Genomic DNA, 20,858 nt, shown 5'->3' with positions numbered 1-20,858 from the left:
CGCCGAGGGCACAGTCTAACGGCGGCCATTGATGCTCTAACGCCCCCTCATTGTAAAAAACAGGAGGGGACGTTATGGGCTGCCAGAACCTACGGCCTTGCCGTGTCCCCCTTATGCCTGTGCGGCCTCTTCCTTCGTAGCCACAGCCTGCACCTCCAGTTCACGCACCAGCGGCAACACTCTGCGGCCAAAGTATTCGACTTCTTCCTGGCAATGCAGAAAGCCACTGAGCACCAGATCAACCCCTACCGCTTTGAGCGCCACGATGCGTTCTGCAATTTGTTGGGGGGTTCCAATCAGGTTGGTCTTGAAGCCATCGTTGTACTGAACCAGATCTTCAAACGTCGACTTGGCCCAGTTACCTTCACCTTCAGGGCTGGCAGCGCCGGCGCTTTTCACTTCGCGACTAAAGCCATTCACGGCGTCAAAGTCGGCCTTGGCAATGATCTCTTCCAGCACTGCCTGCGCCTCTGCCTCGGTTTCACGGGCAATGACGAACGCGTTGACGCCCACTTTGACAGAGTGACCATTGAGGGCCGCTTTGGCGCGAATGTCGTCGATCTGGGCCTTGATGCCTTCTAGGCTGTTGCCATTGGTGAAGTACCAGTCGGAAACGCGCGACGCCATGTCCCGCGCCGCTCGCGAGCTGCCGCCCTGGAATATTTCCGGGTGTGGCTGTTGCAGGGGTTTGGGCTTGAGGGTGTAGTCGTGAAACCGGTAGAAGTCGCCGTAGAAACTGAAGTTATCCTGAGTCCAGATACCTTTGAGGGCCCGGATGAATTCTTCGGAACGACGATAACGCTCGTCATGGTCGAGCCAGGGTTCACCGATGGCGCGAAACTCGCTTTTGAACCACCCCGATACGATGTTGACCGCGATGCGCCCGTTGGTGAACTGGTCGATGGATGCCAACTGTTTGGCCGCCAGCACCGGGCTCCAGGGGCCGGGCAAGATCGCGGCAATGACTTTGAGCTTTTCTGTGGCAGCCAGTAAGGCATGACTGATGGTCACTGACTCATGCTGGTTGTCTGCGCCGTAGCCGGCTGTAAAACGGATCTGCGACAAGGCGTATTCAAAGCCGGCGTGTTCGGCGATTTGCGCCAGCTTGCGGTTGTAGTCAATGTCCCAATGGGTGCGCTGTTCAATCTTGCTGACCACAAGACCGCCGCTGACGTTGGGCACCCAGTAAGCAAACTTGATGGGGGTCTGGCTCATGTGCGTACTCACTTCAGTCATGTTTGAACAGACTGGAGCAGTAACCGTGCCAGACTATTTATCCCTTTAAAATCAATCAGTTATCAATCAATTAAACGCGTCAGGTGTTGGTTGGTGAACAGTTTGCCTGGCAACTGTTGCCCAACCAACAGCCCTTCACCACACGTATTGCATTCGAAGCGTCCAGGTATTCACATCAGGCGAACCGCTGCGCTCAGCCACCGTATCGGAGTAGGCAATCAACCCGCCGAACTGGGGCGACAACATAAAGCCCAAGGTAGCGCCCACGAGCGTGTTCTCCTGTTTGTTGTTTTGGTTGACGCCGTTGATTTTGGTTTCACCCCCCGTGCTGTAGGTGGTGTCCAGCGAGGCCCACAGCGCCCGATTGAAGGTGTAGCTGTAGTGGCCTTCAATGGCATACAGCGCCTTCTGTTCCAGTTTGTTATCACCCAAATAGTCGTCGTTGTCGCCATACAGCGACACGTAGGTGTTTAGCTCTAGCCACGTGGGACCAATGGGTGTGCCGAACGCCAGTTCAGGCTTAAACACCCACCGATTCGCACCAATATTGATGACCCGATTTTTGTCGTAATCGCCGGTGGGGGTCGTCACCCACAATGCGCCCGTCAGAAACGTCTCTGGCTGCCAGTTGGCAAATTGTTCTTGGCTCAGCGCAGGCCCACCGAACACGTTATGCACCAGCACGACCTGAGTGTCGCCGGTTCCACCGTTATGCTTGGTGCCGTCGAAGAACCGGGCATTGTCAAAGGAAGCACTGACATCCGCGTATGGCTGAATGATTTGAATCGCTGAGTTACGGCCATCAACCGCAAACGAGCGGGCATAACGCAGAAGGTAAAGGTCGCCCTTGAGCGATAACCCATCGATGGGCAGCGAGGTGTCTATCGGTGTGTTGGAGTCGATCCGGTTGTAATAACCAAAAATCATGTTCAGGTCAGTCGGCAGGTTTTGCCAGTCGCGGGCGTTGTCCGCATGGACTGCGACGGATGACAAACCTACGGTAAAGCCAAGCAGCGTAGCGCTGCACGTGCGCGAGCGAAGGCCCATTGTGCGTCTCCCCAGTGCGTGTATGAGCAAACCCCGGCAACGGTTGCCGGGGTTTCAGTCAGTCTCAGGGAGTGACGATGTTGAACATGGTCGGGAAGGTATCCAGCAACCCCAGCAGTTCTTTGACTTTTTCCGGGTCGCCATCCACTTTCGCCTTGCCCGCTTCGATTTCCTTGTCCAGTGTCGCCCCGCCCATCATCAGCCCCGCAAATCCTTCTTTGCCTACGGTGAGGGTGGCATCCGGCTTATCGAAGACTTTGTCTTTGGTGTAAATCACCACGCCGTTACGCAGCTCTATCGCGTAGTTCTCGCCCTCAGGCTGCTTCCAGTTCAGCAACAGGTGTTTGCCGATCGCTTTGGGGCCATTAAGGCGCACACCCAGGTAATCGAGCATCAGGTCAGGACTCATGGCCGCCACCATGTCGGCGCTTGAGGTGGAGATGCCCTTCACATCTGGCACGCCGTTACGCAGCTCGTAAGCACCCATCAGATACTCGTTACGCCAGGTCGGGTTTTCGGTCTGGTAGCCCAGTTGCTCGAACGCATCGGCTTGCAGGTTGCGTGCTGTCTGGTTGGTCGGGTCAGCAAATACCACATGCTTGAGTACCTCGGCCGCCCAGCGGTAATCACCTTGAGCAATCGACTCCTTGGCCTTGGCGATAATCGCATCGGCACCGCCCATATACTCGACGTACTTCTTGCCAGCTTCTACCGGAGGCAAAGGATGCAGGTTGGCCGGGTTGCTGTCGTACCAGCCCAGGTAACGCTGGTAGACGGCCTTGGCGTTATGGTTCACCGAACCGTAATAGCCCCGGTCGTGCCACTGCTTGCCCGTGCTGTCCGGCAATTGCAGTTGCTCGGCAATTTCGTTCATGGTCAGCCCTTTGTTCGCCATGTTCAGCGACTGATCATGGATGTACTTGAACGTGTCGCGCTGATCACCCAGGAAACTGACGATGCGTTCCTGCCCCCACATTGGCCAGTGGTGCTGGGCAATGACCACTTCCACCTGGTCGCCGTGGGTGTTGATCGCCTCATTGAGGGTTTTCCACCAGTTAGCCGCGTTGCGCACTTGGGCGCCGCGCAAGGTGTAGAGGTTATGCAGGGTGTGGGTGGCATCTTCAGCAGTGTTGAGCATCTTGAACTGCGGGAACCAGATGAGCATTTCTGACGGGGCTTCGGTGCCCGGCGCCATCTGGAATTCCATCTCGACACCATCGACGGTGAGCTTCTCACCGGTCTTGGAAACGGTGTCGGTCGGAGGAATGAGTGTGAACGAGCCCATTGACGTGGTCTTGCCCAGCCCCGCATCCAATTGGCCGCGCGCACTGCGCGGCAACAAGGCGCCGTACTGGTAAAGCGTGCGTCGGCTCATGGCGTTGCCAGCCAGCACGTTCTCGCTCACGGCCTCTTCCAGGAACCCTTCTGGGGCAATGATCTTGACCTTGCCGGACTTCACGTCGTCTTCGCTGACGATGCCTTTGACACCGCCATAGTGGTCGGCATGACTGTGGGTGTAGATCACCGCCTTCACGGGTTTCTTGGGACGGTTTTTGTAGTAAAGGTCGAGGCCGGCTTTGGCCACTTCGGCCGTGACCAGCGGGTCGATAACGATCAGGCCATTGTCCGATTCGATAATGGTCATGTTGGAGAGGTCGAAACCACGAATCTGGTAGACCTTGTCGGTCACTTTGAACAGACCGTTATTCAAGTTCAGTTCAGCAATGCGCCACAGGCTGGGGTTCACCGTGTCAGGCGCTTCGCCCTTGATGAAGTCATAGCTGGTCAAGTCCCACGCGGTCTGGCCTTTGGCATCTTTGATGGTCATCGGCACTAGCGTTTCGATAAAGCCTTTTTTGGCGTCCTCGAAGTCTTGTTTATCCGCAAACGGTAACTCTTTATACACCGCGGCGTTGGCTTGTCGGGTTTGTTCGCTCGCGTCTTTCGGAGCCTCTTTGGGTGCCTCTTCAGCGAAGGCCAGCACACTGTTGAAACTTAACGCCAAGACCAATACGTGAGAACTGAACTTCATCGAGAACACTCCTGTGAGATGAATTCATACGACTCTTATTGCAGAAAACGCGTTATTACCGACGGCCGGAATCCACCGTGCGGTGGAGCATAGACACAAGATTTACATTTAGCAGGCGAGGCGGCGAACAAGACGCCGGGGGCAGGTAGAAAGCGGGGGCTGAAGCCCGGCAGGCCGGGCTTCAGATGTTGACGATCAGTTGGTTTCCAGGGTGTAGCTTTTGCTCACAAACAGCCCGGCGAACAAGGACTTGTCCTCCTTGAAGGTGTAGTCCTCAGTGAACTTGCCTTCGCTGACCAGTTTCTGGGCGATTCCGCACTCGGAGTCGTTGTGCTTTTTCGCCTTGGCACCGAAGTCGTTCTGGTAGTCAGAAAGCCCTGTTTGTTCACAGTAACCTTCGAAGTCCTGACGCTTGGTTGCGCTCTGGTATTCCTTGAAGCCATCTTCCAGCTGATCAAAACCTTTGTAGGTCAACGAGTAGTTGGCCACTTTGGCTTTGCGGGCAAAGTTTGCGGCTGCATCAGCCAGCACCGACTGCCCCATGGACGTGCTGTAGGCGCCCATGATGAAGCCGCTGTAGGCACCTTTGAGCAATTCCTGCACGTCATCGAGAGGCGGCAGGGTGGCAAATTCAGCGGTGCGAGTGATGCGACCGGTTTCGCTGCCATCATTGCGGTGCACCACGACAAACTTCATCGAGCCTTCACCGTCGTCCGAGCGTTTGAGGGTGAAGTCCAGGTCAACCTTGACCCCGACATCGCCCGTCGCGGTGCTCAGGAACGCACCTGCAAAAGGCAGGCGAGACACAATGTTGCTGCCCCACGAGTAGTTGGAGTTGACCACTCGACCATTGGCGTCCAGTTCGGCACGCGGCTGAATTTCATCCGCCACTTCCGAAACCAGCACCACTTCGGAACCCGCGTGAGAGATGTACGGGTTGGCCATGTCCAGACCTTTGAGCTGGACGCGAATTTCGCCATCCTTACTGTCACCGGAGCGGCTGATTTTCAGAGAGTCAGCCTTCAGGTAAACGCCACCCGCATTGCCACCGCCGGTGCTGGCGTTGAGCAGGTAACGCGACCACGCTGACAGCCCGGTTTCATTGGACGCACCGTTGGCACCGCCCAGCAACGACAGCATGCCTTTGAGAAAGCCTTGCGCGCCGTTGGTTTGCGCCGCGACCAGGCGGATTTCAGGCTCGTCCACGGTGAGGTTGCCGGAGAAGATGGAGTAGGAAACATCCCCCTCGTTGAGCACATCCGTAAGGAAGAACTGCTCTTTCAGGTCTTCGTAGTAACCCAGTGTTTTCTTTTTACCGGCGCTCGACATCATCGACGCCGTCACCCCGAAGACCACCACGACGGCGGCTGCCACGGCGATGATCGTTTGTTTCTTGTTCAGCGCTTTCATAGGGACGAGGCCTCAACTTGGGCAGATGCTTGCTGCCAGGCATTCACAAACTGCTGGGACACGTCAGGGGTCCAGCTAAAGTCGATTCCGGCATTTGGAAACTCCTTGGCCAGCACTACGCCGAAGGACACACGGTCGGCGCAGTGATCCTGTGCGCACGCCTCGGGGATGCCCGCCGAGTACACGCGGTAGGTCGGAATGGCACGGCCATCCACCAGCGGCACGTAAGGCGTCATGTTGGCGGCATAGAGCACGTACCACTGTTCTTCCAGATCGGTCTCAGCCTGCACGCGGCCTTTGCGCGGAAAGTCGATGTCATAGAAATCGCCACGTTTACCGGTGACGTGGATCATCATCGGCTCAGCGGATTTTGAGCTCGACGGGTTGAGCAGCACCATCGGTGCCGGGAACGCCACTTTGATACCGGCCATTTGCGCCAGCGCTTCCGTCTCGCGACCTTCAAACGCCTTCATGCCGTTTTTCAGCTGCTCGTAGCGCTCCAGAATGCGGGCGTGCAAGCGGGCTTGTTGCTCCAGCTGACGACGGGCTTCGCGCACGCGCAACTCTTCACGGCGCTGGCTGAAATTGGTGCCTTCGCGTACATCAAAATAGAACTCACCACGGTTTTCACCCATGCGCGTGCGCACGATTTTCAGGTCGTCGCTGGAGCTGTAACCCTCTGGGTAGAGCGTGTCCAGGTTCTTGGCGATAAACAGGTTGTTAACCCGCGCGGTGGTCGGCGAGAGGGTTTTGATCAGCTGAAAAATCTCAGTCACGGCCTGTTTGTACTGAACCGGGTCCAGGGCAAACGCTTCGTTCGTGGTGACCGCCACGTAATACGGGTCGCTGTTGAACGGTGTCAGCACGCGGTAGCGCGAGCGATCAAACGCCAAGTAGACCTTCATGCTGCGGGCCGGGATTTCACCTAACTCGAACAAGGCTTGATCGGCATTGGGGCTCAGGTACGACAGCGCCTTGCCCTTGACCACAGGGGCCGTCGACTGACTGAACATCAGGCCGCTCGGGTGGACGTAGGCACGGTTCCAGGAGTCGCCGCGATAGGTGTTGGGGATCGACCAACGCACCTTGTCGAACTCACCTTCGGCGTACCCGGAGGCTGCGCAGGGCATGGCCGGTGACGAGGCGAACGCGATACTCGGGTCGCTGGAATCCATGGCGGTTTTACTGAGCAGCCACTTGCAGCCTGCGCCGTCAGTGATCGTCATCAGGTTTTTGTTGCCCACAACCAGCGAGCGGCCGAAATCAGCCGTGGGGGCAGCGGCAATTGCCGCTTTTGGCGCTTGTGGCGCGACAACGGCAGGCTCGATGCTGACCGGTGTGACCACAGGTGCCGGGATCGGTGCTGGGGCGGCAACAGGAGCTGGGGCTTGAGCGACAACCGGGGGCGCTACTGCTGCTGGCGCTTGTGCAACAGGGGCGGCAACAACCGGTGCTGGCGCATCGACAACAACCGGTGCAGCGACCTGAGCCGGTGCTGGTGCTGCAACCGGCGCAGCAACAGGGGCCGGTGCTTGCGCAACAACTGGCGCAACCACGGGTGCGGGTGCTGGCGTTTCAGCCGCAACTGGCGCGGCAACCGGCGCTTCAACCACCGCTGGGGCTGCAGTCAAGGTCGCGAGGCCCATCTGGGTCGCCGTGCCGACGCCTGTGGCGTATACCGCCCCCTTGGCATCGACGGCTTTCCAGCTGACCTTGGCGCTCGGGCATTCTTGCCCAAGGATAAAGGGCAGCTTGCTGAGCAGGCCGTTCAAGGGTTTCTGATCATCCCAAACGGGACGTTGCATGGTGATGGCGATTTCAGGCTTGCACCAGTTGGTCGCGTCCCCTTCTACCAACACGTGGATCTGTTCAGACTTGGAGTACGCTAATTCATGTGAGTACGCTTGAGGCACAAGGCCGCAAGCACTCACCACTGCGAGAGCGAGTGCATGGTTCTTCATGGGGGTCCTTAAATGAGTTCCCAGGTGCCGTTGGCTTGTTTGCAGAACGTGTTGTTCTCTTGCTCGTTGTCACCGTTGGCCGCTTTGAGGCTGACGGTCACCGGGCGGCACGAGGTCTCTGCGACCACTTGCTGGGTTTGCAGCGACGGGATAGCGTCCAGGTCGAACGCTTTGGTTTCTTTGTCGGCTGAGACGTTCATGTCGTCGAGGTTGACCGCCGGTTTGATGTTTTTGGCCAGAGCCACCGAGGACGGTTGCACCAGATCCTTGTGCACGTAACCCACGGTCACGCCCTTGCGCCCTACCAGAATCCAGTCGCCCGTCGAACCCACGGCCGTGAACTCGGTGCCGGGCTTGAGGCCACCGACCTTGCTGGCATTCTTGTTGGGAGCCGAGCGCACGTTGGAGCTGCTTTTGGTCATGTACGGCTCGTTGATCAATTGCAGCGAAGGCACCGCTGCGATCTTCGGCGCGCGCTTCACTTCAACCGTTTTGCTCTGGGTGAACTCTTTACCCTGCACGATTTCGGCCGTCGCACCGGAGTGCGCAGAGGTCCACTTCACTGGCTGTGCAGACGCCGTAGTGGACTGGTTCAACGCTTGTTGAGTGCGCAGTGCCAGGGCTTGCTTGTCTTGTTCATCGAGCATGGCGCCGATCTTGTTGCCGATCAAACTACCGAGGGTTGTGGTCAGCAGCACCGCAATGATTTTGCCGTTGCCACTGCCGATAAACGATCCGGCGACAGCGCCCGCAACAGCGCCGATGGCGGTGCCGTATTGCTGCTTGTTGATATTGCCCATTTGGGCGCAGCCAGAGCTGGTCGCAATCGCTACAGCGAGCATGGATACGATGAACTTTTTACGCACGGTGACTCTCCCTTGTGTGTCGCATCACTCCGCTCTCAGCAGAGGTTTTGTAAGGTTGTAAAGCATGGCTTGCGAGGTCATGGCCCAGTCGAATACCGAAGCCACCAACACCGGTTGCCGCCCCTGACTTCTGAAGGCATCGCGGTAACCCGCGGAGTCGACGATGCCGTTGCTGAGCGCCAGCGGCACAACGACAATCACGGCTATAGCCAGGGGTCGCACAAAGCGGATACGGCGACGCAGCGGTCTCAAGGCTTCAATACTGGAGATGATCAAGACCACCAGACTGATGGCGCCGAAGAACAAGCCGCTCAATAAAGAAAAGGGGATGAACCACATGTTTTTGACCACATTTAGGCCTTCCAGCCCCTTGATGTCGGTGTGGGCGACATCAACGGCCATGTTGTCGGCAATGGCGGGCAGGTAACCCTGAAATTGCTCGCGGGTGGCGAACAGGTTCATCCCCTTCACATACAGCGGGCCCAATGTGGTTTGGGCCATATGGCGAATTTCGGGGGTGGCCATCAACGCGTCGCGACTGCGGATACCCGGCTGGATAGAGCGGGCGTATTCGTCAAGGGACGGCGTGTAGCCCAGATCGCGCCCTGCACGCGGCCAGGGGATCGGCTTGTGGTCGTTGCCACCTATCCCAGCGGCGCGCAGGCCTTCAAGTTTTGCGTAGGCCCGTATGATGTCCTCGGCCGAAGGGACAGCGTTTTCTGTCAGGCGCTCGTACAACGCCTCACCATTTCGCACGGTATAGCCCCGAAAAACGGCGGCGGCAAAACCCTGAAAATTCCTGTCGATACGTTCTACATAAGAACCCTGCACGCTCATCAGCACGCCAAGGTTGGCGATAAAGGCTTTGCCCTCGCCCCGATCCTTGTACGCTTTATAGGGCAACCCCTGAATAGTCAGCGAGTCGTAAAGCAGCCCTTTTTTAGTCACGTAGGCGTACAAGCTGCTGACCCGTAACGCGCCTGGGAATTGCTCTGCAATCCAGTCCGGCGCAGCGCCCTGGAACCACCAGGTGGCAGGCGTGACGATCAGCGTCGAGGCGGCCAGCCAGACCCACAACACCCGGCCTTTGTCTTTGAAACGGTGGTAGCACAGGCGCCAAACGAGCAAGCACATACTGGTCGAGGCCAACAGTTGGCTGAAGAGTTCCAGTGCTTCGAGTTGTTTGAGAGGGATGTCGGCCCCGGCCATATTCAACAGTTCTGCGTTGAACAACAGGCTGCAAATCAGATAGATCGCGTTCAAGACGACGAGTGCAACGAGCATCCAACGAGTCCTTGTCAGAATGGCGGCAGTGAGCGTTGGAAAAGAGGGGGTGCTCAAAACGGGGTAGCATATTGCCATCTCATTCCCTGAGACACCACTGCTAATCGAGGCGGCGCAAGTGTTGGCCCAGCAACAGCGCAGCAGCAATGCTGCTGATTCGTAGCAGCTGCCGCAGGCTGCGTCCGATTGCGTAGCAATCGCAAAACCTGCCCCGACGCGCGCGACGCAGCCCTTCAAGTCGCTGAATTTACGACGGCTTCGCCGCCGGACGCAGCCTGCGGCAGCGGCTACAGCAGGTGCGGGCACACTTATTGCTCTGACCCATTAAACGACCTTCACTGTGGAGTCATTCAATGGGTAATGTCCAAACCGCAGGCGCTGTGCCGCAGGCGTTGTGGCGCCAGGCACCGATCGGCGAGTTGGTCGATCTGGGGCAGATCTATCGCGGACCGCTGGCGCTGTTACGCCTGCAAAGCGCACCCAAGCGGATTTTGAGCCGTCGCGAGGCCGTGTTGCTGGGGCTGTTTGCCATAGCACTGCACGGCGCGGTGATTTATTGGGTAAGCCAGTCACCGGCCACCGTGTTGCCCATCGTGCCGCCGGAAGTGCCACCGATGACCATCGAGTTTTCCGCGCCAGCGCCGGTAATTGAAACACCGCCCCCGCCGCCTGAACCTGTGGTACAGCCAGTCGTGGAGCCACCGCCGCCTGTCGTCGATGAACTGGCCGCCAAACCGACTCCCAAACCCAAACCCAAGCCCAAGCCCAAGCCGGTCATCAAGCCGGTGGCCAAACCCGTGGCCAAACCGGTCAAGCAACCTCCAGCGCCGCCCGCGCCGCCCGTTGCTGCACCCGCGCCCCCCGCTCCCGCTGCGCCCAAACCGGTGACCCCTGCCTCCGCCAACGCCGGCTACTTACACAACCCGGCGCCGGAATATCCGTCGCTGGCCATGCGTCGCGGCTGGGAGGGCACGGTACTGCTGCGTATACACGTGCTGGCGAGTGGCAAACCGGGCGAAATCCAGATCCAGAAAAGCAGCGGTCGCACCCCGCTGGATGACGCCGCACTGGCCGCTGTCAAACGCTGGAGTTTTGTCCCGGCCAAACAGGGTGATGTGGCCCAGGACGGCTGGGTGAGCGTGCCCATCGACTTCAAGATCAACTGATTACACCCCTATCGAATCCTGCGGGCTACCTGACAAAAGGCGCATCGCTACACACGACTCAATGCCTTGTTGGAGAGCCACACCATGAACCTGATCGCGTCCCCTTTTGAATCCATCGAACATGCGGTCATCTGGCTGCTGATTATTTTCTCCGTCGCCACGTGGGGCTTGGCCCTGCTCAAGGGCGTGCAGTTCAACCGCCTGAAACGTCAGGACAAACGCTTTCTTAAACAATTCTGGGGGGCCACCAGCCTGGACTCGGCCGCCGAGCTCGCCAACCAGTCGCCCGGTGCAGCAGCCCGCGTCGCCCAAGCGGGCTATGCAGCCATACAAGTAGGTGAAAGCACTCACGCCACCGATTTGAGCCACTCGATCAACCATCAAGACCGCCTCGAACGCTCACTGCGTCAGCAAATCGTGCGCGAACGCCGCTCGCTGGAAACTGGCCTGGCAATCCTGGCCAGTATCGGCAGCACCTCGCCTTTTATCGGCCTGTTCGGCACGGTGTGGGGCATCATGTCGGCGCTTAAAGGCATCAGTGCCGCAGGTTCCGCCAGCCTCGAAACCGTGGCCGGGCCGATTGGTGCGGCACTGGTGGCCACGGGGGTCGGTATTGCCGTCGCCGTGCCTGCCGTACTGGTTTACAACTACTTTCTGCGCCGTCTGAAACTGACCGCCGCTGACCTGGATGACTTCGCCCACGACTTCTACAGCCTTGCGCAAAAGAATGCATTCCGCGTGCTGTTGCACCCGGTGTTGAACAAGCCTGCGACCACCGGCGCCGGTCAAAACGTCAAAGAGGCTTCCTGATATGGCTTTCTCGACGCAAGACAGCGATGAAGTGATGAGCGAAATCAACGTCACGCCACTCGTTGACGTGATGTTGGTGCTGCTGGTGGTGTTTATCGTCACTGCGCCCCTGCTGACCAACTCGATCCCGATCAACCTGCCCAAGACCGAATCGGTAGCCCCGGTGGAGCAAAAAGACCCGTTGGTGGTGAGCATCGACGACACGGGCAAAGTGTTCATCAACAAGGACGAAGTGCAGCCGGACGTGCTGGAGTTCAACCTTAAATCGGCCAAAGCCAAAGACCCTGAAGTGCGTGTGCAACTACAGGCAGACAACGGCGTGAACTACGGCGAAGTGGCCCGCGCCATGGCCTCGATTGAACGGGCGGGCATCACCAAACTGTCGGTGATTACGGCGAAGTAAAACGGCTTCTCTCACGTAGCAGCTGCCGAAGGCTGCGTTCGACGACGCAGTCGTCGCAAATCCAGGAAGCTCGGTAGGTCGGTTGTACCGAGTTTTCAGTTTTACGATCGCTGCGCAATCGAACGCAGCCTTCGGCAGCTGCTACGGGCCTGGGTCCACTCAGGTAATCGGCGCCGGGTTGAACAGGGTTATGTCATTGTGCAGTTTGTGCTGTTCGGCCCAGGTGTGTTTTTTGCCGCTGGCCACGTCCAGGTAGTAATGGAACAGTTCCCAGCCGAGGTCTTCGATTGAGGCCCGTCCCGTGGCAATACGTCCGGCATCGATGTCGATCAAGTCGGGCCAGCGTCGCGCCAGTTCGGTACGGGTCGAGACCTTCACCACTGGCGCCATCGCCAGCCCATAGGGCGTACCGCGGCCTGTGGTAAACACATGCAGGTTCATCCCGGCCGCCAGTTGCAAGGTGCCACAGACGAAATCGCTGGCCGGCGTTGCGCAAAAAATCAGGCCCTTGCGGGTGACCCGCTCACCAGGGCCGAGCACGCCGTTGATTGCGCTGCTGCCGGATTTGACGATGGAGCCCAACGACTTCTCAACGATGTTCGACAAGCCGCCTTTCTTGTTGCCCGGTGTGGTATTGGCGCTGCGGTCTGCTTCGCCCTTGGCCAGGTAGCGGTCGTACCAGTCCATTTCACGCACCAGTTCCTGGGCGACGGTCTGGGTTTCTGCCCGCGAGGTCAGCAAGTAGATGGCATCGCGCACTTCGGTGACTTCGGAGAACATCACCGTAGCCCCCGCCCGCAGCAGCAAGTCTGAGGCATAACCGAGCGCCGGATTGGCGGTGATACCTGAAAAGGCATCGCTGCCACCACATTGCATGCCCAAAATCAGCTCGGATGCGGGCACAGTTTCGCGGCGGCGCTGGTCGAGTTTTTTCAAGCGCACTTCAGCCAGCGCCATGATCTGCTCGATCATCTCGGTAAATCCATGACTGGAATCTTGCAAGCGGTACATCCAAGGGTCGCTCAAATCCACCGAGGGATCGTTTTCGTGCATGACCTGCCCGGCCTGCAGTTTTTCGCAGCCCAGACCGATCACCAGCGCTTCCCCCCCCAAATTGGGGTTGCGCGCCAGATTGCGCACTGTACGGATCGGGATGTAAGCATCGGCCGCCGTGATGGCGACACCACAGCCATAACTGTGAGTCAGCGCCACTACGTCATCGACGTGGGGGTAGCGCGGCAGCAGTTCATCCTTGATGCGCTTGACCGCGTGATCGAGCACCCCGGTCACGCACTGAACGGTGGTGGTGATGCCCAGAATGTTGCGCGTACCGACGGTGCCATCCGCATTGCGAAACCCCTCGAAGGTATAACCCTCCAGCGGCGACGCGGCCTCAGGCACCTCGGTGGCCATGGGCAGGCTGTCCAGGGGCGGAGCAGTGGGCATTCGCAGTTGGTCTTCATTGACCCAACGGCCTCGCTCAATGGCTTGCAAGGCGTAGCCGATGGTCTGGCCGTAACGAATAACCTCGCCGCCTTGCGGGATGTCCACAAGGGTGACTTTGTGGCTTTGGGGCACGAAATCCAGTGTCACCAGACCATCGGCGAACACCGTGCCGGCAGGCACGCCTTGGTCATTGACTACCACGGCCACGTTGTCGCGCGGGTGCAAGCGGATCGAGCGCGGTGAGTCGGAATGTTCAATCAACGTCATGGCGCCGTTCCTTAACTATGGGCAGGTGAAAGCTCAACGATTGTTGGACCGCTGGCCGGTGGTTCTTTGAGGACTACGCGTTTGATCGGACCGACGATGACCAGGTAACTGAACACGGCGACCAATGCATTGCAGCCCACGAAGACCAGCGCCCACTTGAACGATCCGGTTGCGCTGATGATGTAACCAATGACAATCGGGGTGGTGATCGAAGCGATATTGCCAAACATGTTGAACAAGCCACCACTCAGGCCGGCAATCTGCTTGGGCGAGGTGTCCGACACCACCGCCCAACCCAGCGCGCCAACCCCTTTGCCGAAGAACGCCAAGGCCATGAAACCTACGACCATCCACTCAATGTCCACGTAGTTGCACGCCACAATGCTGCTCGACACCAACAGGCCAGCGATGATTGGCGCCTTGCGGGCGAAGGTCAGCGAATGGCCTTTGCGCAGCAGGTAATCGGAAATCACCCCGCCCAGTACGCCGCCGACAAACCCGCAGATGGCCGGCAATGAGGCAATGAAGCCGGCTTTGAGAATGGTCATGCCACGCTCTTGCACCAGATACACCGGGAACCAGGTCAGGAAGAAATAGGTGATGCCGTTGATGCAGTACTGGCCCAGATAAACGCCCAGCATCATGCGATTGGTCAGCAGTTGGCGTATGTAATCCCACTTTGGACCGTCAGCTTTTTTGCCTTTCTGGTCCATGTCGACCATGCCGCCGTTTTCCGCAATATGCTTGAACTCGGCCTCGTTGATACGTGGGTGTTCACGCGGGCTGTAGATAACTTTCAACCAGATACCCGAGAAGACGATGCCGAACATCCCCATCACGATAAACACATGTTCCCAACCGAAGGAGTAGACGATCCAGCCCATCAGGGGCGCGAACAGTACAGTGGCAAAGTACTGCGCCGAGTTGAAAATGGCGGACGCGGTGCCGCGCTCTGCGGTCGGGAACCACGCGGCGACAATGCGGGCATTACCAGGAAAGGATGGCGCTTCGGCCAGCCCCACCAGAAAGCGCAACATAAACAGCGCTACCACGGCAGTGGACATGCCGAACTCGCCGACAAAGCCTTGCAACACGGTGAACAGTGACCAGGTGAAAATGCTCAACGCGTAGACTTTTTTCGAGCCAAACCGGTCGAGCAACCAGCCGCCGGGGATTTGCCCGGCCACATAGGCCCAGCCAAAGGCGGAGAAGATATAACCCAGGGTGACGGCGTCAATGCCCAAGTCTTTTTGCAGGCTGGAGCCTGCGATGGCGATGGTGGCACGGTCGGCGTAATTGATCGTGGTCACCAGAAACAACATGAGCAAGATCAAATAACGGACATGCGTAGGCTTGGTCGCTTGCATGTAAAAACTACTCCCACTGATTATTTTTATACGCGGGTGAATCTCTTTGGGTGTGGCGGACTTGCGGGTGTGGCTTACGGTGGTGCAGCTGGCAAACGTATTCCTTTACGCAAAAAGCCGCTGATTTCTCAGCGGCTTTGATGATTGCTTACTGCGGACCCTGCTTGTCGATCAAGGCGGCCAGTGCTTCGTATTCTTCTGGTAACAAGTCGGTCAGTGGCGTACGCACAGGCCCGGCACTGTAACCGGCAATAGTCGCGCCAGCCTTGACGATGCTCACCGCGTAACCGGCTTTGCGGTTGCGGATATCCAGATACGGCAGGAAGAAGTCGTCGATGATTTTGCCCACGGTGGCGTGATCTTCGCGGGCCACGGCGTGGTAGAAGTCCATCGCGGTTTTCGGGATGAAGTTGAACACGGCCGAGGAGTACACCGGCACGCCCAGCGCCTTGTAGGCAGCTGCGTAAACTTCTGCAGTCGGCAAGCCGCCCAGGTAGCTGAAACGGTCGCCAAGACGGCGGCGAATCGAAACCATCAACTCAATATCGCCCAGGCCATCTTTGTAACCGATCAGGTTAGGGCAGCGCTCAGCCAGACGTTCCAGCAACGGCGCGGTGAGGCGGCACACGTTACGGTTGTAAACGATCACACCGATTTTGACTGACTTGCATACCGCCTCAACGTGGGCGGCAACGCCGTCCTGGCTGGCTTCGGTCAAGTAGTGCGGCAGCAGCAGCAGACCTTTGGCCCCCAGGCGCTCGGCTTCTTGAGCGTACTCGATGGCTTGACGGGTCGAGCCACCGACACCGGCAAGAATCGGCACGCTGGTGGCGCAGGTGTCGACGGCAGTTTTGATCACTTGCGAATATTCGCTGGCCGCCAGGGAGAAAAACTCACCGGTGCCGCCCGCTGCGAACAAGGCCGAAGCACCATATGGAGCCAGCCATTCCAGACGCTTGATGTAGCCCTCACGGTGAAAGTCACCCTGAGCATTGAAATCGGTCACCGGAAAAGACAGCAGGCCGGAAGAGAGGATGGACTTCAGTTCTTGTGGATTCATTATTCGAACACCCTGGGAGCTTGTTGTTATTAAAAAGCCAGCAGCGCTTGGCTGTGTCGTACGTCATCGTACAACTATAAAAACAATCGTCAATCCCATTTCTATCAATAGCCGCGAAATTGGCGCATCCAAAACCATAGATAGCCTGATCTAGAGCGCTTCAATCGCGAAACAAAGCAGAAAATTTAATTCGAAAACAGATCGTACGTCAGCCTTTACGACGGCTTTACCTCCGATCGCAGCCTCGCAACGATCGACAGCGCCTACACGTATTTGACCGGCCGACCGCTCAAACGCGCCAGACTCACCCCCGCGCTTCAGCCTCTTCGTGGGCGTGACGCAAACGCTCGCGGCTGTTGGTCAAGTGCAATCGCATGGCTGCACGTGCCGCATCGGAATCCTGACGGGCAATCGCGGTGTAGATTTCTTCGTGCTCACGGCTCAGGCGATTCATGTAACGCTGCTGGTCATCATGGGCCAGGCTCGCCGAATTAAGCCGCGTGCGTGGAATGATGCTGGTGCCCAGGTGGGTCATGATGTCTGTGAAGTAACGGTTGCCCGTCGACAGCGCAATCTGCAAATGGAACTGAAAATCCGAAGCCACTGCATCACCGTCGCGGGCGGTACTTTCGTTCAAGGCATCGAGTGCGGCACGCATCGCCGCCAGTTGCTCAGGGCTGCGACGTTGTGCGGCCAAGCCCGCTGACTCCACTTCGAGGCTGATGCGCAACTCAAGAATCGCCAGCACATCGCGCAAAGTGACAATGGTGGCAGGGTCAATGCGAAAGCCACTCGGGCTCGGCGTGTCCAGCACAAACGTGCCGATGCCGTGCCGGGTTTCGACCTGCCCGGCTGCCTGCAGCCGGGATATTGCTTCGCGCACCACCGTTCGGCTAACGCCATGCGCTTCCATGATCGCGGACTCGGTGGGCAGCTTATCGCCACGCTTGAGCAAACCGTCGCGAATCTGATCGGACAGTACCGTCACCAATTCCTGCGCGAGGCTGCGGCGTTTGCGAGGAAGGCGCGGTACGTCGTTTGGGTTTTCCATGGTGAATCTTTCTCGAATTCAGAGGCATCGGGGGTGAAACGTGCACACATGATAGCTCAAGGCGGTTGTACGATCACGTACGACGATCAGACCCGCCCAGCAGCCCTCCCCGCTACGTCCCTAGCCTCGTTCACGGCAGTAAACGTAGGAAAAAATGTATTCCCTTACAAAGGAACCAGAGGCGTCTGCCGCGCTATCCAACTGCGTCCGATACGCATTCTGTTGCAACTTCCCCACGCTCTTCAGAGGACATTATCCCAACGGAGCGTTACAGATGCCGAATTTGAAAATCCCTCCCCAGACACCCTTTACCTTGAGCCTGGTGGCAGGTTTGTGGGCCTTTGCGTCGAACGCGCTGGCGTATTCCGAGCAAGGGCGTCTGCACGACACGGCCACTTGGCGCAGCGATGAGTTCACATCAAATTGGGGGTTAGCGGCCATCGGGGCGGATGCAGCCTATGCCCGAGGATTAAGCGGCGATGGTGTTCGCCTGAGCCTTGCTGATTCAGGGACTGACCTGCGTCACAGTGAGTTTGGCGAAAAAGATCATCGTCCGATTCGCTTGGCAGATGAAGGCTGCGAAAGAGAAACCATGCCTGGCGCCACCCAGCCCGGTTGCTTCTATTCCGAAGGCGATCGGGCCAGTATTGAATACAACGATTTGCCCCCAAAAACGTTGGCCATGTTGCAAGACATGGTCGCAAACGGAACCCTGTCCAACCTGGAGTTCGATCGATACAAAGGCATGCTGGGAGCGTCTTACGACCCTCATGGCACCCATGTGGCGGGCACCATGCTGGCCAACCGCGACGGCAATGGCATGCACGGCGTGGCTTACGGAGCAAACTTGAGCCCGCTCCGACTTTTCAGTCACATCTATAACGATGCGCCCTACTCACTTGATCGAACCGTGACGGTTAACGCGAGTAACGAGGCTTACGCAAATGCGTATCAGCAAATGCAAGAACAGAACGTGCGTGTCATTAACCACAGCTGGGGCATTCCTGAAAAGCTCGACACTGTTGAGCAACTGGATGCCGCTTTGCACGTGCAGCGTTCATCTGTCGGCACGGTGTTGGGCAACATGTCTTTGGGCGGTGGTTTGTTACAAGTTTGGGCCGCGGGCAACTCCCAGAGAAGAAATCAGACGCCTGAGACGGCGCCCTTCGCTGACGCGTTGGCTTCGTTGCCGCGCGCCATGCCCGAACTGGAGCCTTACTGGCTAACCGTGGTCAATCTGAATCAAAACCTGACGCTTGATCCCAGCTCATTCCGTTGCGGCTACAGCAAAGAGTGGTGCGTGGCTGCGCCAGGTACCCGCATCACTTCTACTGTCGTCGATAGCCAGATCAAGGTCGAAAACATTTACGACAAAAATGATGAGGTGGAAGGATTCAAGGTAATAGATGAGCGCTTGGACTTTGATTACGACACCTATACGGGAACCTCTATGGCAGCGCCGCATGTCACCGGCGCGCTGGGGTTACTAATAGAACGATTCCCTTACCTCGACAACCCGCAAATCCGTGACGTGTTACTGACCACCGCGCAGGACTTGGGCGAACCTGGCGTCGATGATGTCTATGGCTGGGGTTTGATAGACCTGAAAAAAGCCATCGACGGTCCCGGCCAAATACGCGTCGATACCACCGTGGTGATGGATCGCCGTGCGGGCGGCGCCGTGGTTTGGCAAGGGCACGCCTGGGACGATTGGCGCAACAACATCAGTGGTCCCGGACGCCTGAGCAAAGCCGGTGAAGGTTGGCTCAGGCTCAGCGGTGACAACAGTTTTGCCGGTGCCACTCTTTACTCCGGCCTTTTGGAGCTGGACGGAAACAACCGCCTTACTAGCGATGTGACGATTCAAGGTGGGTTACTGCGCCTTAACGGCACCTTGCAGGACACCGATCTGAACGTAAAAGGGGGTATCGCACAGATCAATGGCAGGCAGCAGCAGGGGCTGACTCGAGTCAGCGTGGCCGGCGTGCTCAGTGGCGATGGCCAGCTCTCCGATACCCACGTTCAAGGCACTATTGTGCCCGGCAGTGAACAGCGTCCGCTGACGATCAACGGCGAGTATCGCCAGCTCGAAGGGTCAACCCTGATACTGAGCCCTGCCCTTAACCCGGCGGCAATCTCGCTACAAGTGCGCGGTTTGGCACACATTGAGGGCGGGACATTACGCCTGACACACCTGCCCGACGCCTTTGCGCTCGGTAAGCACTACGGCGTATTGCAAGCAGATGCTGGCATCAACGGTCAATTCACCTCGATAGACCATCGGCAGTTCTCACCATTTCTGAGTTTTACCCAGACCCGTGAGGCTCACACATTAGGGTTTGACGTGGGTCGAGGCCTGCCACTGGTTGCGGCGGCCACTAACGCCAACCAACGCGCCACGGCGCACGCAGCCGACGGGCTGGACATATCGCACACCCTGGCGCAGCGCCTGACCTCGCTCTTCCCGAATGAAGCCACCCGCGCGCTGGATCAATTAAGCGGCGACCTGCACCCCGGCATTCAGTCGGTGATGATCGAAGACAGCCGCGTCATACGCGAAGCTGCCTTGCAGCGGGCACGGAGCGCGGGGGACAACACCTCGCGACCGCCTGGCTCTGCGGGTCAAGCCGTATGGGTGCAGTCGATCCACAGTAACGGTCGGCTCGACGGTGACGGCAACGCTGCACGTATCAGCCATTCGCGCAAAGGCGTGATGATCGGTGCAGACCATGACTTCGAACACGGCACGCGTGCAGGCGTAGTGCTGGCGAGCACAGAAGGCAGCGTGACCAGTGCGAATGCAGGCAAAGCCACGATCGACACCTACCAGATAGGCGTGCATGCGGGTCACACGTGGGGCGCGTTCGGCCTGTATGGCGGGGTCGCCTACGCCCGGAACCCGATTCAGACCAAGCGTCGGGTGAGCTTCAGCGATATTGATGACAGCCTGTCCACCCGGTACGTGAATCACACACGACAACTCTTTACCGAAGGCAATTACCGCTGGGAGCTTGGCCCATGGGACGTGCAGCCCTACCTGCAATTTGCACATGTCAGCACGCGTAGCGCTGGCTTCAGCGAGACCGCAGGTATCAGTGCCCTGAAGGGCAAACCAGCCAGCCAGGCCGTTAACCTGAACACAGGCGGTGTACGCCTCAGTCTCGACATGGGCAAGACGTCCATGGGCCCGTCGTGGCTCAGCCTCAACGGCGGTGTTGCGTACACCCGCGCCAGTGGCGACTTGAGCCCGACAGTGGATGCTTCATGGCAAGGCGCCGGCAGCATGCGCATTGCCGGAGCGCCTTTGAACCGCTCAGTGGTGAACATGAATGCAGGCGCAGTGGCACGCCTCACCCGTGACAGCGCCTTGAGCCTGAGCATTACCAACCAGCGCGGCAACCGATCCCGGGAACAGAGCGTTAACGCGCAGTATCAGTTCGAGTTTTAAGCAA

Annotated in this window: 15 protein-coding genes; 4 read left to right on the top strand and 11 right to left on the bottom strand. The window is 58.2% G+C overall.

Annotation, left to right across the window (positions count from 1 at the left end; genetic code table 11):
- Positions 1-111 precede the first annotated feature (111 nt).
- The 7 genes from sfnG to FJD38_RS24600 form a co-directional block, all read right to left on the bottom strand.
- Positions 112-1,215 (bottom strand): dimethylsulfone monooxygenase SfnG, encoded by a 1,104-nt coding sequence (sfnG, locus tag FJD38_RS19350; RefSeq protein ID WP_146386957.1) that lies wholly within the window; start codon positions 1,213-1,215, stop codon positions 112-114.
- A 156-nt stretch (positions 1,216-1,371) separates the two neighbouring features.
- Entirely contained in the window at positions 1,372-2,283 is a 912-nt protein-coding gene (locus tag FJD38_RS19345; RefSeq protein ID WP_122783747.1) for a transporter, read from the bottom strand.
- 64 nt (positions 2,284-2,347) lie between these two features.
- Entirely contained in the window at positions 2,348-4,315 is a 1,968-nt protein-coding gene (locus FJD38_RS19340; protein ID WP_146386955.1) for an alkyl/aryl-sulfatase, read from the bottom strand.
- Between the two features lie 195 nt (positions 4,316-4,510).
- Positions 4,511-5,725 carry a hypothetical protein gene (locus FJD38_RS19335; protein WP_122783749.1) on the bottom strand — a complete coding sequence of 405 codons (1,215 nt, stop codon included), beginning with the start codon at positions 5,723-5,725 and terminating at the stop codon, positions 4,511-4,513.
- Positions 5,722-7,686, bottom strand: coding sequence for a hypothetical protein (locus tag FJD38_RS19330; RefSeq protein WP_146386953.1), 1,965 nt, complete (start codon positions 7,684-7,686; stop codon positions 5,722-5,724). Before FJD38_RS19330 ends, FJD38_RS19335 begins: the two co-directional genes overlap by 4 nt.
- An 8-nt stretch (positions 7,687-7,694) precedes the next feature.
- On the bottom strand, positions 7,695-8,552 hold the full coding sequence (locus FJD38_RS19325; RefSeq protein WP_122783751.1) for an SH3 domain-containing protein: 858 nt from the start codon (positions 8,550-8,552) through the stop codon (positions 7,695-7,697).
- 24 nt (positions 8,553-8,576) lie between these two features.
- Positions 8,577-9,836, bottom strand: coding sequence for a hypothetical protein (locus FJD38_RS24600; RefSeq protein ID WP_167654289.1), 1,260 nt, complete (start codon positions 9,834-9,836; stop codon positions 8,577-8,579).
- A gap of 353 nt (positions 9,837-10,189) precedes the next feature.
- Between FJD38_RS24600 and FJD38_RS19315 the strand changes: the two genes are divergently transcribed.
- From FJD38_RS19315 to FJD38_RS19305, 3 genes are all read left to right on the top strand, one after another.
- The gene (locus FJD38_RS19315; protein ID WP_146386952.1) at positions 10,190-11,002 is read left to right on the top strand and encodes an energy transducer TonB; all 813 of its coding nucleotides are present in this window, start codon (positions 10,190-10,192) and stop codon (positions 11,000-11,002) included.
- An 84-nt stretch (positions 11,003-11,086) separates the two neighbouring features.
- Positions 11,087-11,812 (top strand): MotA/TolQ/ExbB proton channel family protein, encoded by a 726-nt coding sequence (locus FJD38_RS19310; RefSeq protein WP_122783753.1) that lies wholly within the window; start codon positions 11,087-11,089, stop codon positions 11,810-11,812.
- Position 11,813: 1 nt separating this feature from the next.
- On the top strand, positions 11,814-12,215 hold the full coding sequence (locus tag FJD38_RS19305; protein WP_146386950.1) for an ExbD/TolR family protein: 402 nt from the start codon (positions 11,814-11,816) through the stop codon (positions 12,213-12,215).
- Positions 12,216-12,374: 159 nt separating this feature from the next.
- Here the strand turns inward: FJD38_RS19305 and garD are convergent, their stop codons facing one another.
- From garD to FJD38_RS19285, 4 genes are all read right to left on the bottom strand, one after another.
- Positions 12,375-13,928: a galactarate dehydratase gene (garD, locus tag FJD38_RS19300; protein ID WP_122783755.1), complete on the bottom strand. Its 1,554-nt coding sequence runs from the start codon at positions 13,926-13,928 to the stop codon at positions 12,375-12,377.
- A gap of 11 nt (positions 13,929-13,939) precedes the next feature.
- Positions 13,940-15,295: an MFS transporter gene (locus FJD38_RS19295; protein WP_122783756.1), complete on the bottom strand. Its 1,356-nt coding sequence runs from the start codon at positions 15,293-15,295 to the stop codon at positions 13,940-13,942.
- A gap of 148 nt (positions 15,296-15,443) precedes the next feature.
- On the bottom strand, positions 15,444-16,355 hold the full coding sequence (gene kdgD, locus FJD38_RS19290) for a 5-dehydro-4-deoxyglucarate dehydratase (RefSeq protein WP_122783757.1): 912 nt from the start codon (positions 16,353-16,355) through the stop codon (positions 15,444-15,446).
- A 304-nt stretch (positions 16,356-16,659) separates the two neighbouring features.
- The gene (locus FJD38_RS19285; RefSeq protein ID WP_122783758.1) at positions 16,660-17,406 is read right to left on the bottom strand and encodes a FadR/GntR family transcriptional regulator; all 747 of its coding nucleotides are present in this window, start codon (positions 17,404-17,406) and stop codon (positions 16,660-16,662) included.
- 274 nt (positions 17,407-17,680) lie between these two features.
- Between FJD38_RS19285 and FJD38_RS19280 the strand changes: the two genes are divergently transcribed.
- Positions 17,681-20,854 (top strand): S8 family serine peptidase, encoded by a 3,174-nt coding sequence (locus FJD38_RS19280; RefSeq protein WP_158637866.1) that lies wholly within the window; start codon positions 17,681-17,683, stop codon positions 20,852-20,854.
- The last annotated feature ends 4 nt before the right edge of the window (positions 20,855-20,858 follow it).

Origin of the sequence: Pseudomonas saxonica (genome assembly GCF_007858365.1) — a bacterium.
Classification (GTDB): Bacteria; Pseudomonadota; Gammaproteobacteria; order Pseudomonadales; family Pseudomonadaceae; genus Aquipseudomonas; species Aquipseudomonas saxonica.
Note: the sequence above shows the minus strand (reverse complement) of the source record. Positions and strands in the feature narration are given on the sequence as shown.